At 47.0% G+C, this 12,680-nt stretch carries 17 protein-coding genes; 8 read left to right on the top strand and 9 right to left on the bottom strand.

From position 1 onward, the window contains the following. Positions 1-21: 21 nt before the first annotated feature. Entirely contained in the window at positions 22-1,155 is a 1,134-nt protein-coding gene (locus KIT90_RS10000) for a glycerate kinase (RefSeq protein WP_285376519.1), read from the top strand. 126 nt (positions 1,156-1,281) lie between these two features. On the opposite strand, the gene KIT90_RS09995 is transcribed toward KIT90_RS10000, so the two are convergent. After that, positions 1,282-2,718: a PLP-dependent aminotransferase family protein gene (locus KIT90_RS09995; protein WP_285376517.1), complete on the bottom strand. Its 1,437-nt coding sequence runs from the start codon at positions 2,716-2,718 to the stop codon at positions 1,282-1,284. A gap of 109 nt (positions 2,719-2,827) precedes the next feature. Here KIT90_RS09995 and KIT90_RS09990 point away from each other — a divergent pair, with 109 nt between their 5' ends. From KIT90_RS09990 to KIT90_RS09975, 4 genes are all read left to right on the top strand, one after another. Next, entirely contained in the window at positions 2,828-3,745 is a 918-nt protein-coding gene (locus tag KIT90_RS09990) for a DMT family transporter (protein ID WP_285376516.1), read from the top strand. A 62-nt stretch (positions 3,746-3,807) separates the two neighbouring features. Then, a complete protein-coding gene (locus KIT90_RS09985; RefSeq protein WP_009706824.1) occupies positions 3,808-4,095 on the top strand; it encodes a hypothetical protein in 288 nt (95 codons plus the stop codon). Positions 4,096-4,162: 67 nt separating this feature from the next. Beyond that, positions 4,163-4,534, top strand: a complete 372-nt coding sequence (locus tag KIT90_RS09980) for a cytochrome c (protein WP_285376514.1) — start codon at positions 4,163-4,165, stop codon at positions 4,532-4,534. A 278-nt stretch (positions 4,535-4,812) separates the two neighbouring features. Then, the gene (locus KIT90_RS09975; RefSeq protein ID WP_306310033.1) at positions 4,813-5,340 is read left to right on the top strand and encodes a hypothetical protein; all 528 of its coding nucleotides are present in this window, start codon (positions 4,813-4,815) and stop codon (positions 5,338-5,340) included. A gap of 96 nt (positions 5,341-5,436) precedes the next feature. Here the strand turns inward: KIT90_RS09975 and KIT90_RS09970 are convergent, their stop codons facing one another. Both KIT90_RS09970 and KIT90_RS09965 read right to left on the bottom strand, forming a co-directional pair. Next, positions 5,437-5,865 carry a MarR family winged helix-turn-helix transcriptional regulator gene (locus KIT90_RS09970; RefSeq protein ID WP_005435347.1) on the bottom strand — a complete coding sequence of 143 codons (429 nt, stop codon included), beginning with the start codon at positions 5,863-5,865 and terminating at the stop codon, positions 5,437-5,439. A gap of 10 nt (positions 5,866-5,875) precedes the next feature. Next, the gene (locus KIT90_RS09965; RefSeq protein WP_285376511.1) at positions 5,876-6,517 is read right to left on the bottom strand and encodes a cytochrome b/b6 domain-containing protein; all 642 of its coding nucleotides are present in this window, start codon (positions 6,515-6,517) and stop codon (positions 5,876-5,878) included. Between the two features lie 132 nt (positions 6,518-6,649). Here KIT90_RS09965 and KIT90_RS09960 point away from each other — a divergent pair, with 132 nt between their 5' ends. Together KIT90_RS09960 and KIT90_RS09955 are read left to right on the top strand one after the other, a co-directional pair. Then, positions 6,650-7,093 (top strand): cytochrome c, encoded by a 444-nt coding sequence (locus KIT90_RS09960; RefSeq protein WP_285376509.1) that lies wholly within the window; start codon positions 6,650-6,652, stop codon positions 7,091-7,093. Between the two features lie 68 nt (positions 7,094-7,161). Then, a complete protein-coding gene (locus KIT90_RS09955) occupies positions 7,162-7,821 on the top strand; it encodes a hypothetical protein (protein WP_285376508.1) in 660 nt (219 codons plus the stop codon). 14 nt (positions 7,822-7,835) lie between these two features. Here KIT90_RS09955 and KIT90_RS09950 read toward each other — a convergent pair whose 3' ends face one another. The 6 genes from KIT90_RS09950 to KIT90_RS09925 form a co-directional block, all read right to left on the bottom strand. Then, the gene (locus KIT90_RS09950) at positions 7,836-8,285 is read right to left on the bottom strand and encodes a GNAT family N-acetyltransferase (protein WP_032802845.1); all 450 of its coding nucleotides are present in this window, start codon (positions 8,283-8,285) and stop codon (positions 7,836-7,838) included. A gap of 74 nt (positions 8,286-8,359) precedes the next feature. Then, positions 8,360-8,860 carry a GNAT family N-acetyltransferase gene (locus tag KIT90_RS09945; protein WP_038883601.1) on the bottom strand — a complete coding sequence of 167 codons (501 nt, stop codon included), beginning with the start codon at positions 8,858-8,860 and terminating at the stop codon, positions 8,360-8,362. A 60-nt stretch (positions 8,861-8,920) separates the two neighbouring features. Then, positions 8,921-9,391: an HAD family hydrolase gene (locus tag KIT90_RS09940; RefSeq protein WP_285376506.1), complete on the bottom strand. Its 471-nt coding sequence runs from the start codon at positions 9,389-9,391 to the stop codon at positions 8,921-8,923. Between the two features lie 169 nt (positions 9,392-9,560). Continuing rightward, positions 9,561-10,025, bottom strand: a complete 465-nt coding sequence (locus tag KIT90_RS09935; RefSeq protein ID WP_045484694.1) for a GNAT family N-acetyltransferase — start codon at positions 10,023-10,025, stop codon at positions 9,561-9,563. 9 nt (positions 10,026-10,034) lie between these two features. Further along, positions 10,035-10,766, bottom strand: coding sequence for an SDR family oxidoreductase (locus KIT90_RS09930; RefSeq protein WP_285376503.1), 732 nt, complete (start codon positions 10,764-10,766; stop codon positions 10,035-10,037). 28 nt (positions 10,767-10,794) lie between these two features. Then, the gene (locus KIT90_RS09925) at positions 10,795-11,346 is read right to left on the bottom strand and encodes a GNAT family N-acetyltransferase (RefSeq protein ID WP_285376502.1); all 552 of its coding nucleotides are present in this window, start codon (positions 11,344-11,346) and stop codon (positions 10,795-10,797) included. Between the two features lie 231 nt (positions 11,347-11,577). On the opposite strand from KIT90_RS09925, the gene KIT90_RS09920 reads away from it, so the two are divergent. Next, entirely contained in the window at positions 11,578-12,672 is a 1,095-nt protein-coding gene (locus tag KIT90_RS09920) for a NapC/NirT family cytochrome c (RefSeq protein ID WP_009706835.1), read from the top strand. Positions 12,673-12,680 lie beyond the last annotated feature (8 nt).

Raw genomic sequence — 12,680 nt, 5'->3', positions numbered from 1 at the left:
TGCTGTTTTCAGGAGAATGAAATGAAAGTTGTGATTGCCCCAGATTCGTTTAAAGAGAGCTTGACCGCCAAACAAGTGAGTGACGCGATCAAGACGGGTTTGTCTCGTGTTTGGCACGATGCAGAATTCGTCACGGTACCTGTTGCTGACGGCGGTGAAGGGACCGTTCAATCTTTGATTGATGCGACTGAGGGCGAGCAGGTTTTCGTTACCGTAAAAGGCCCACTTGGCAATGATGTTGAGGCGTTTTACGGCATTCTAGGTGACGGTGAAACCGCAGTGATCGAAATGGCAGAGGCTAGTGGTTTGCACCTTGTGCCAAGTGAGCAACGTGACCCAAAAAACACCAGCAGCTTTGGTACCGGTCAGTTGATTCTGAATGCGCTTGATCGCGGTATTCAACGCTTGATTATTGGCTTGGGTGGCAGCGCAACCAATGACGGCGGTACGGGTATGTTGGCGGCGTTGGGTGTTAAGTTTCTGGATAGCGCTGGTCAGCCAATTACACCCAACGGTGGCGGTTTAGTTGAGCTAGCAAGCATTGATGTTTCTGGGCTTGACGCTCGCTTAGCGAACTGCGAAGTGCTGGTGGCATGTGATGTGGACAACCCATTGTGTGGCGAGAAAGGTGCGTCAGCGATTTTTGGTCCACAGAAGGGCGCGACGCCAGCTGATGTGGAGCTGTTAGATTCTGCTCTAAGCAAATACGGTGAACTGACAGAGCAAGTGACAGGCAAGCATGTGCTGACTCAAAAAGGCGCGGGCGCCGCCGGTGGTATGGGCGCGGCGTTGCTTGGTTACCTACCTGCACGACTGAAGCCGGGTATCGAGATTGTGCTAGAAACCGTAAAGCTCGCAGAGCACGTAGCAGACGCTGATATTGTCTTTACTGGCGAAGGCCGTATTGATCACCAAACCGTGCATGGCAAGACACCAATGGGTGTGGCGAAAGTCGCGAAAGAGTATGGTTTGCCTGTCATTGCCCTAGCAGGCTGCACAGGTGATAACTTCCAAGCAGTCTACGAGTGTGGCATTGACGCAGTATTTGTATGTGTACCACGCGCGATGAGTTTGCCAGAAGCTTTGGAAGAGGCGGAGGTGAACCTTACGAACTTGGCTGAAAACGTAGCCAGATTGTGGCAATTACCTCGCTAACACTCTGTGTTTGGTTGAGTAGATAGCTCAAAGAACACATAAAAAAGCCTCCCAATTGCGGAGGCTTTGTTGTTTCTGGTGCTGAATGCTTGGAATGGAATGCTTGAAACGGGATGTCTGGAGCGATTACTTGGCGTGTTGAGCAATCAGTGTTGCTAGCGTTTCCATTGCAGGGAGCCAGTTTTTCTCCGCTCCAAAGTTCGCTACGCTGAGACGAATGCAGTTTTGATACTGTCCCTGAGTGCCAAATACCGAGCCGGGCAGAATACTGATTTTGTGTTCGTTACAGGCTTGATAAAGCGCATAGCTGTCAGTTTTGGGTGGCAAGCGTAACCAAAGCAAGAATGAGCCTTGTACAGCATTGATTTGGTAGCGGTTTTTTAGCTCAAAGTGTGCATCCAAGCATTGATTGAGCATCTGCAAATATCGTCTCACGTTGGCTTGGTAAACACGGCACATACGCGCAGTGTGAGTGCGGTACTTACCTGAGGTTAGGAAAGTGCCCACCGCCGATTGCATCAAGTTCAAACTGCCCATGTTTTCACATAACAGGTATTGCTCGACTTGAGCGCGATAACGTCCCGCTAGCATCCAACCAATACGAAGGCGTGAATCGAGCGTTTTCGACAAGGAGTTGACGTAAATCACCCGTTGTTTCTCGTCCAATTTGCGCAAGCTTGGCAAGGGTTCGTCGTAGCTCAACGCGCCAAACACGTCATCTTCAATGATTGGAATATCTCCAGAAACCTTAAGCAGTCGCTCACGTCTTTCAAGAGGCATCATTGAGCCTGTTGGGTTGGTGAAGTTTGGCGTGACAATAATGACTTTGATCTCCCACGTCGCCATGGCCTTTTCTAGCGCGTCTGGATCCATACCATCACGAGGGCAACTAGGGATCTCGACCACTTGTAAACCGAGAGATTCGAGCATCAACAAGTTGCCGAAATAGCAGGGCGATTCCACCGCCACAATATCTCCAGTCTGTGTTGTTGCTCTGAGGGCAAGACTGATCGCTTGCTGTGCACCATGGGTGACCAAAAGATCATCCACGTTTGCCGGCGTTCCCAGATCTTGGGTGATCTTCGCCAGTTGTTTGACCAATAAGTCATCACCCGGTGGCAGTTGATAGTGGCTGGAAATATGGCTTTGTTGGCGACTCTGGCGGCCAATCTCGGCATACAGGCTTTTGATGGCTGGCGCGTCAATATTTGGGTGTGCTGAGCCAGTAGGAAGCAGCTCTTGATACTCGGGGTAGGTAAGGATTTGTTTGCACACCGAGAGCAAATCCACGCGCGTAGGCTTAGCGATATTGGCTTCATGTCGCTCGGTTGGCTTTACTCGATAACCGGATTTTGGCACCGAATAAACCATGCTTTGCGCTTCTAGTTCCTGATAAGCGCGGATCACTGTGTTCTTGCTTACCTTGAGTTCAGTGCTCAATTGACGGATGGAGGGCAACTTGTCGTCTGGCTGATAAACCCCATTACTGATCGCTTGTTTGAGATGCTTCTCGACGATCAAATACTTATTGGCATCAAGTGTACTTGCTAAATCTGTACCCATAAAAACACTTCCATCTGTCACTTTTTGAAAACACTGTACCTAACTACATTAGCAACATTCGAGATTAAAAACATTCAAGATTTAAAAGTAAGTAGAGTGAGGGTGAATCATGTTAATCAGAGCCATTCCTTTTGTGTTCGTGATCCTTTGGGCTTCTGGATTTGTTGGTGCGCGATTTGGTTTGCAATATGCCGAGCCTGCGACCTTGTTGTCGATTCGCATGGCGTTTAATGTCCTGCTGTTTCTGGTGATTGTTGCCTTTCTGCGCCGTCGTATTCCAACGGGAAAAGACTTTTGGCACAGCTGCGTTGTCGGAATATTGATTCACGGCTTTTACCTAGGCGGGACGTACTTCGCCATCAGTTTGGGAATGCCGGCGGGCTTAAGTTCGCTATTAGTCGGGATACAACCTATTTTAACGGCCGTATTGCTGGTGGCGTTTGCTTCTGAGCAGTTCAAACCATCACAGTGGATTGGTTTGTCCTTGGGGTTTGTCGGTATTGCTATGGTGCTCATGGGTAAGATGGAGTGGCAATCCGATTTGCACAAAACCTTAGCGATTGGTGTGTGCCTGTCGTCGTTGTTTGGTATTACGCTTGGCACTTTGTATCAAAAGAAATATTGTCAACAAGTGGATATGGTAGGCGGCGCGACCGTGCAGTATTTCGCGGCATTGGCCATGTTCCTACCAATCGCGATGCAATTTGAAACTATGCAGGTGCAATGGACGACGGAATTCATTCTTACTTTAGTCTGGCTCGTGGTTGTGCTGTCCTGTGTGGCGATTCTGTTGCTGCTGTACATGGTGAAGAATGGCGCGGCATCGAGTGTTGCTTCGGTGTTCTACCTTGTGCCTCCGACCACGGCGCTTCAAGCTTGGTTTGCCTTCGGTGAGTCGTTTGATTGGACGGGCATTATTGGCTTTGTATTAGCGGCGACGGCGGTCTACTTAGTGGTGAAAAAGCCTGAGCTACCAATGTTTAAATCAAAGGTTGCAAAGCAGAAGCGTAAAATATACCTAAATTAGGTAGGGACATTTGCGTGCCAGAGAGTACAATCCGGCTCCTTACATGTTTGTGGAGTCGGATGATGACCGTCAAGCCAGATCGAATGAGCGCGATGCGCAATATCATTGAACAAGTGAAAGCAGAATTGCCGATTTATGAATCGGAGACCTTTGTTTGCGGCCCTGAGGGTAAATGCATTGGTTGCCCTAAGAAACTGTTGGAAATGGTCGATTCTGAACTGAGCTATTGGGAATCTGCAATGGATCGCGGTATCACGCCTCAGTTTGATGAAATCCGCCGATTCGGCAAAATGTGCACCAGCGTACGCCGAGGTTTAATCCGTAATAACGTGCCGTTGCTCAACGCCTAATCAACACTTTTTCGACACCTCCCTCGTTACCTTGTCTTCATTGATTAAACGAAGACAAGGGGCTCTCATGCGCAAATTCTTTTTCTCTGCTGTTTTGTTATTACTGGCTTCCAGTTCTGGTTTTGCGGGTTTCAAATGGTTGACTGACAACCAATATGGCGAAGCGGATCTTGCTGCGGGTCAGCAGAACTTTCAATCTTACTGTGTCTCTTGTCATGGTGATAAAGGGCATGGATATGGATTGGTGGCTATGGCGACGAATATCAAGCCCGATAATATTTTTGATGAACTGACCAATCCATTCGGAACAAAAGTGGAGTTGATAGGGACGGTATTGGAAGGGGAGAATGGTCAAAGTGGTGCAATGCCACCATTCAAATCCGTGCTGAGTGAAAAGCAAGTAAATGACATTTTTGAATACATCAAAAGTATTAACTGAGCTGAATTCTTATTTTAGAAACAGACACTTATTGGCTTTTGGTGTGCTTCAAGGTTTTGAATTCAGTCGAATTTCTACGTTACTTTAGCCGCTTGTTTCAAGGTAATTTGGCGGTCACTCTCAAGTTCTCGATTCCCTCGTTTTTTCTTATCATTTGCGCGTTTCTCTGCGTAATTTCAGCGATATATTGGCTCGGTTCTCACATGGATGTGGGAGCGAACCCCTATCATCTGTCTGTATGCTGAGAGTCGAAAGTGAAAACAAAAGGATTTACGTTGATGGAAATCACCATCGTCTTAGCAACCTTGGGTTCCATCGCTCTCGCTGCCTTGCCAATTCTGCTCGATATTCACCGTCAAGCTTACGTTTCTATGCTGCACAGTTCGCAGTCTTCTCTGGGGACGTCTCTTAAGTTCTTCCATGCCAAAGTGGTGATTGATGATGCGCAGGAACGCAGACAAATGACGTACATTGATCATCAAGTGAACATGCTCAGTGGGATGCCAGAAGCAAGTGCAAATAGCATACGAGCGTTACTAGAGATTGGTCTGCCTGCCAAAGGCAATTCACCCATTGATAAGCCGTGTAAAGGCAGCGACTTTTGCATCATGGGGAATCAGTTCCCAAACAGTGCCTATTTTGTCGCGATTCCGGGGTATCAGTTCGCTGATCATTCTGGTTTAGATCGTGTGGTGTATATTTGGCCGCAAGGGTACACCTTGGAACGTGAAGCCTGCTATTTCTATTACGTTAATCAAGCGTCGACGCGCTCGGTGGTTAGAGGGCATGTTACAGAAGGTTGCTAGACATCAAGCAAACTGACGTGAGCAGAAAAGTACAAAGCCCTAAGTGCAGAACTTAGGGCTTTGTTTATTCTTGTTTTGGAAAAACTTAGCGAAGCGCTAAATCTCTGCGACCAACTTTTTTAGCAAGCGAAGCATCTCTTTTTGCTCTGCTGGCTCTAGCGGGCTCATCAACTCTTTATTAACAGCCAGTGGAATTGGCACCAAGGTTTCTTTGAGGCTTCGTCCCTCTTCCGTTAGATAAATACGGAACGAGCGGCGGCTGTTTGGATCGGGATGGCGCTCTACCAAACCTAACTTCTCCAACTTGTCTAAGGTACGAGTCGTGGTTGAGTTTTCTACCTTAGATTTCGCTGCGATATCGCGCTGCGTCACGCCTTCTTCTTCCCACAAACACATCATGGTCGGCCAAAGTGCAACGGTAAGTCCGTGCTTTTTGAGCTCGGCTTCAAATCGCTTCGCTGCATCGTGTGCAACGACATTGATCATCCAGCCAAAGCTGTCTTGTCTGTCAAACTGTTCGCTCATTTTCTTACTCTTATGATAAAGCAACGATTGCCATGGTAACCAATGTTGCAGCAACTAGCACCCCTAAAGCACGGCTTTGCGGCGCGAGATAGACAATTTTCTGTTCCGTGATGAGCGCTTGCTTGTTCATTTGGGTTTGTTTACCTGTGATCATCGCTTTCAACAAGGGTTTACCTCTTAGTTTATAGAAAAGGATCGCACCAACATGTAAGGCGATCAGTAAAGGCAAAAGATCGGCCAAGGTCAGGTGTAACCACTCAAGCCCTGCAAACACGTTGTCGTTAAGCCAAACATCGGAATACGGCCATGTATCGAATAAGCCGCCAAGCGCCATTCCCGAGATGCATTGAAGCAGCAATGTCGTCAGCAGTGCCGCCACCATCCAGCCGCCTGCAGGATTATGACCCACAGTCGCCGCCGATTTACCTTTTAAGTAAGTAATGACACCTTTCGGCGAGCGGAGAAACTGGCGAAACAAACTGGTTTCGCTGCCGATAACTCCCCAAGTCAATCGCCATAGCAACAAAGTGAATAACGCTAGCCCCAATTGAACATGGGGCCCATTGCTAGACAATCCAGATGCCATCAAGGCTATAAACAGTAGGGCTTGAGCCCAGTGATAAAGTCGCGTTGCTAAATCCCAAATTTTCATAATTACCTCGATCTTTTCTCGGTGTGATGATCTTCTTTACGGTAATTTACATAACAATAGTTGCGTGCGCAATGATTGTTGTGTAAATTTATTTGCAACCACACAGCAAGAACGAAAAACCAGGAGAACGAAATGAAAAAGACATTGGCACTGATTGCACTTTTACCGACCATCTTTGTATCAACAACAGTGTTTGCCCAAGACTTCAGCGCTCAAATTGAATCGCGTCAGAATGCATTTGAGCAAATAGAGTCCCTGTCGAAACAAGCCGGCAAGACATTGAAAGGCAGCAATACCGATTGGCACGCGCTAGAGCAGATTGGTGTTGAGCTCACTCGCCACAGCGCACAACTGCAACAAGCGTTTCCAGAGGGAAGCCAAGCTGAGAGCAAAGCGAAGAAAGAAGTGTGGAGCAAACCAGATAACTTCAATCGCTTGATGCTGCAAATGGATGAAGGGTTTGCACAGTTGTATCAAGCTGCGCAGAACCAACAAGTTTCATCGGCTGAGGCAGGACTTAAGCAAGCTCAGAGTACTTGCCGAAGCTGTCATCGTGCATACCGCAGTCGTTGGTAATCAAGCGATCCACAACATTGAATTTATATTGAAGCAAAAAAGAAAATCGTTAAGTGAAAGGTAACCTTATGAAAAAAATCATTCTATTAAGCACGCTTACTGTGGCTTCTTTCTCTAGCTTGGCTGCTGATTACGGCGTGGAACTGGCTTGGAACACCAATGATTCGGAGCAGGTTCTCAAAACATTGCCAGAACAGAAAGCGGCCTTTAGCCAACTGATCCAACAAGGTGATGTGAAAGACATGTTTGTTTTACCAAGCAGTATCGATGGTAAGCCAATACAGATTCTGCGTTTCGTGTTGTCGGCTGATAACGAGGCGGAAGTTGCCACTAAATTGCAGGACTTACCTATGTACCAGCAAGACTTGGTGAAGATCGCGAGCATTCAACCACTAGGCGCCAAATGGTTAGATAACACGCCAGAAAGTGATAACTACAGTGTGACGTTACGTTGGAAAGAGGGCATTGAAGCGTTAGAAATGGACCGTGTATTGGGTGTCGACTTGCAGCGAGTGATCAGCTTGAACAACTCTGGCTTAGTCACGTCGTCTTACATCAATACCCAAGTTTTGGAGAATGGTGTTGAGCGTCCAATTTACTCCGTCGCCGTATTGGCGAAAGATGCCCAGCAGGCGCAAAACCTGATGTACTCTTTTGAAGCGGTACAGCTTGGGTATGCGACTTTTGAAATTGAATACTTGGGTAAAAAGTTGGATATGAAAAGCTAACTAAGCCTTTATGTTTAAAGGTCTAGATACAGACGCAGCATGTCTTTGTGCTGGATACCGTTCTCCCAAATTGGTTCTGGGTAGTGGAGTAAGAAGTGATCTTTATCCACGCTCTCTACCCTGAAACCCAAGCGTTGATAGTAAGTCAGTTGGTAACCAAACGTCCCCGTTCCTAATATCAACTTTTGAAAAGATTCGCCTTTTAACTCTTCAATGGCAAATCGCAATAAATCTGAGCCAATACCACGTTGTTGATGCGTAGGTGCGACTGAGACGTTCATGATTTCAGCCTGCGTTTCTGAAAGCGGAAGCACCACGCATGCTCCGACGATCTGGTTCTCTTCCACCGCAACAAAACTCAATGAGTTTGCAAGATAGCGATTAACGTTGTCTTGGTCTGGATCGGCTTCTAATAGCAAAGCCATCGGGATTTGATTTGGCGATAAGGGTTTATATTCAATCATCACAAGTACGCGGTAAATATTGGGTTCCGATCAGTATATCGCAAAGGCAATGTGGTCTTGCTACTAGAATCAACTTACGGATGCTTTAAGACCATTTTCTGACTCATCAGATATTTGCCGTTAGGCAGCAGCACTTCACCTAACTCGCCACAATGCTCGAAGCCAAACTTCTCATACAAGGCAATCGCAGGATGGTTGGTCTTGTAGACATTCAAAGCAATAGTGTCATAGCCATATTGCCAACCGCTTTGAATGGCGGTGGTGAGTAGCTTTTTTCCTAACCCTTGGTTTCGATAGTGGCGGTCAATATGAATGCCGAGAATGCCCGTTTTAGCGAACTCACCTCCTTCGTAGCCACACATTTCGGCCGGGAAGATTTCGATACTGCCGACTAGGCGTTTTCCATCAAAGGCCACAAATTGGGGAATGGATTCTTTTTCTACACGAGTGATTACCTCACTCAGCATCGCTTTGTCTGGCGCCGGCGAGCGCAAGTATTCTCCTTCCTCATAAACGCGATTCCAGAGCGAAATAAAGTGGTCAATGTCGTTGACGGTAATCGGTCTAATCTGCATTCATCTTCCTTGACTGGTGCATAAAGTTTAGTGGCTCAAGTGTATTTGTGCGTATGTCGGTCAGGTGCTTAGCAACTCGGACAAACAACGTATTTGATTTGGGATGGGTTTGCTTGGCGCAGGGAGATCATGAGGATTGAACCAAACAACGTTTAACCCTGCGTCCATTGCTGGGTAAATGTCTTTTTCTGGTAAGTCGCCAACCATGGTGAGTTGGCTCGGCTCAACGTTTAACTGTTTTGCTACCGCAAGATAAAAATCAGGCTGATTCTTGGCAATACCAAGGTTGGCAAAGCAAAAGTAGCCAGAAAGGTATTGGCCGAGCCCGACTCGTTGAAAGGCTTTTTGCACATCTTCCATCGCGGAATCTGATGCGCTAGTCGCGATATAAACTTGGTGATGCTGTGTGAGTTGAGCCAGAGTCTCTTTGGCTTGAGGAACGGTTTCAACGTGTTCCCAATCGCACATTTTTCCTTGTGCGTGAGGAAAATCGACCATCAAGGTGTTTCCCCAATCGAAAAGATAAATCATGTTCGAATCTCCTTTATACCCAAGTCAACTCGCTCTGAATCCTGCATCTTGAAGTCACTTGGGGATATCCGTACATCATATCGTCTTTTCGAAAAGGGAAGGAAAGCGCGAAAGATAAATGCGATTCACGTTAGCTTTAACGCTGAAATTCGCTTAAATGCCGTGATCGTTACAAACATTTCATCATAAGACGGGAGTTGGGAACAAAGCCCAGTTTGTCGTAAAACTGCTGCGCATTGTGGTTAAACTCCATGACTTCCAAGCGGACTTGAGTTGCACCTGACTCGCGTGCCCATTGTTCAACGGCCGTCATTAAGGCTCGGCCAACGCCTTTTGACTTCTGGTTTTCATCGACAACGATGGTGCCAATGCGGCAAATCGGGTCTTTGATTAAAAAGCTGATGGTTTCATTTTGGGTAATGGTCGCAGTGATAAAGCCAAGTGCTTGTTGACCTTCTTCGGCTATGAGCACCAATCGGGCATCATCGGCCAGCGCATCTGCTAGAAAGGTTCTGTCTTCTTCAGAAGGTGGAACAAAAGTTTGTGGCGCATGACGAAAGTGAAGTTCGCTAATTTGCGTGTTTAATACAAACAGCGCATTGAGATCGTCGGGTGTCGCTGATCTGATTTTCATTACTGTTCCTTAATTTCCGCCAGCTAGATCGATAAACGAACCTGTGACATAAGACGCTTCATCACCGAGTAGCCACGCGATGGCATTGGCCACTTCATCTACCGTGCCTCCTCGCTTAAGAGGGATTTTTTCACTGAGCCTGTCGACTCGATTCGGCTCGCCGCCATCGGCATGGATATCGGTATAAATGCAGCCGGGGCGAACCCCGTTTACGCGGATGTTTTGCTCCGCCAACTCTAACGATAATCCCTTGGTGAGCGAGTCCATTGCGCCTTTCGAGGCTGCGTAATCAACGTACTCAAACGGCGCACCAGAGCGGGATGCGGCAGAAGAAACATTAACAATTGCATTGCCAGGTTCAAATCGTTTTGCTGCTTCTCGGCAACAGAGAAAACAGCTCGTCACATTAGCGTTCATCACAGCTTGGAATCGCTCAAGGCTCATGTCCGCAAGACGAGACTGGGTGAATAAGATGCCCACGTTGTTGACGAGATGAGTGACTTTTCCCAGTGCTTGTTCGGTTTGTTCAAACAATGAGAGTACCTGCTGCTCATCGGAAACATCCGCTTTGATGGCGATGGCTTTACCGCCAACCTCCTCAATCTCACGAACAACTTGCGCGGCAGCCTCGGCTTGCGCGCGATAGTTAACGCATACGGCATAGCCTTGTTTGGCGAGTAATTTAGCGGTTGCGGCTCCGATGCCTCGGCTTGCGCCTGTGATGATGACTACTTTCTGCAAAACACGTCCTTATTGTTTGTCGTGAATATTATTTTTGTAATGAATAGAGCTTATCTGCGTGCTTTTTCCCGCCTATTTCATAGGCTTCGGGGATGGTCTCGGTGAGTTTGAAGCCACATTTTTCCAGCACTCGTTCAGAGCCAATATTGCCCTCTGTGACCGTGGCGGAAAACTGAGATATCTTGTGCTGCTCAAACGCCCACTCAATCACACCGGTAAGAGATTCCGTACCAAACTGTTGGCTATAAAACTCTGGCAGCAATAAATACCCGACTTCAGCAATGCCATCTTGCAATACAAAGCCTGTGATGCCGATTGGTTGTGCGCTTTGTTTTTCATAAATCACCAAACATAACCAATGCTCGCTTTGCGGTGTCCATGCCGGTAACCGTGATTCGAACTTTTGGCGCATTTCGTCTTCGGTCGGCGGGTCAAAACAAAGCGCGATGATTTGTGGTTCGCTACTCAAGCGGCGATACAGATCCCAATCACTTTTTGTTAGCGGCTTAAGCTCAGTTCTTGGGGTGGAAATGGGTAGAGATAACACGTTTGAATCGCCTCCATGTGATCGAGTTTTCATATCTCACACAAACATATCAAAAGTGCTTTGATAAACAACATCTATCGTTATGACGAATAGGTTCGGTCAAGAAAGATTTTTCAGAAAAATGGAATATGCTAAGAAGCCTCTCAATAACGAAAAATAAGTCACCACCTAGGGTATACGTATGACTCAGATCAATTACCAGATACTACTAAAGAGGTAAATATGCGACAAAGCATGTGAATTTGTGAGTATTTATTTCTAATTATGTCAATTAAAAAACGTTATATCGCCGCAATGGTGGCAGTGGGTATTGGTGTGGGCTGGCTAACTTTAGGTGGCACCGCAGCAGTGATGCATTACACATCCGACACTGAGTTCTGTCTCTCTTGTCACTCTATGGAAATCCCTTACAAAGAGTATCAAGGCTCAGTGCACTTCAGTAACGCCAAAGGTATTCGCGCAGAATGTTCGGACTGTCACATTCCGAAAGAGCCAATGGATTACTTAGTCACTAAGATCCGCGCTTCAAAAGACATCTACCATGAGTTTGTAACAGGTAAGATCGACACGCCAGAGAAGTACGAAGCACACCGTACTGAACTTGCAGAGATGGTTTGGGAGCAGTTCCGTGAAAACGATTCGGCAACCTGTCGCTCTTGTCATGACTTCGATGCAATGGAAGAGTTCGAACAATCACGTGATGCGGCGAAGATGCACGCATACGGCAAAGCGAATGACCAAACGTGTATCGACTGTCACAAAGGCGTAGCGCACTTCGCTCCAGAAGCGGAGCTTGATAGCAAGGCGTTTGAAACACTGATGAGCTTCACTACCAAAACAGCAGCAGACGCGAAAGTGGTTTACCCAGTGACGTCTATCAGCATGGGTGACTTTGGTACGGTGAATCCAACAACCAAACTGAACGTTGTAAAAGCGGAAGGTGACAACCGCACCGTTAAGATCAATGCATTCCAAATGAAAGGCGCTGAGCAAGTGCTTTACATGGGTGAAGGTCAACGCGCGATTGTTGCAACACTATCTGAACAAGGCCAACAAGCAGTTGAAGCTGGCGAGTTCAAAGCAGACGTATACGGCAACGAGTGGCGTCCTGTTTCTCTAACGGCAACGATCGATTCTCCAGTGGTTGATACGCTAGAGCCGGTTTGGTCATACGCAGAAGAGTTGGACAACGTTTACTGTGCAACTTGTCACGCGAAAATTCCTTCAAATCACTTTACTGTGAACGCATGGGGTCCTGTAGCGAAGAGTATGGGTGATCGCACTGATATTTCAGCAGAAAACCTAGAAATTTTGACTAAGTTCTTCCAGCACCACGCGAAAGATGTGGTTGGTCACTAATAGAGAAA

Origin of the sequence: Vibrio sp. B172a (genome assembly GCF_030248355.1) — a bacterium.
Classification (GTDB): domain Bacteria; phylum Pseudomonadota; class Gammaproteobacteria; order Enterobacterales; family Vibrionaceae; genus Vibrio; species Vibrio owensii.
Note: the sequence above shows the minus strand (reverse complement) of the source record. Positions and strands in the feature narration are given on the sequence as shown.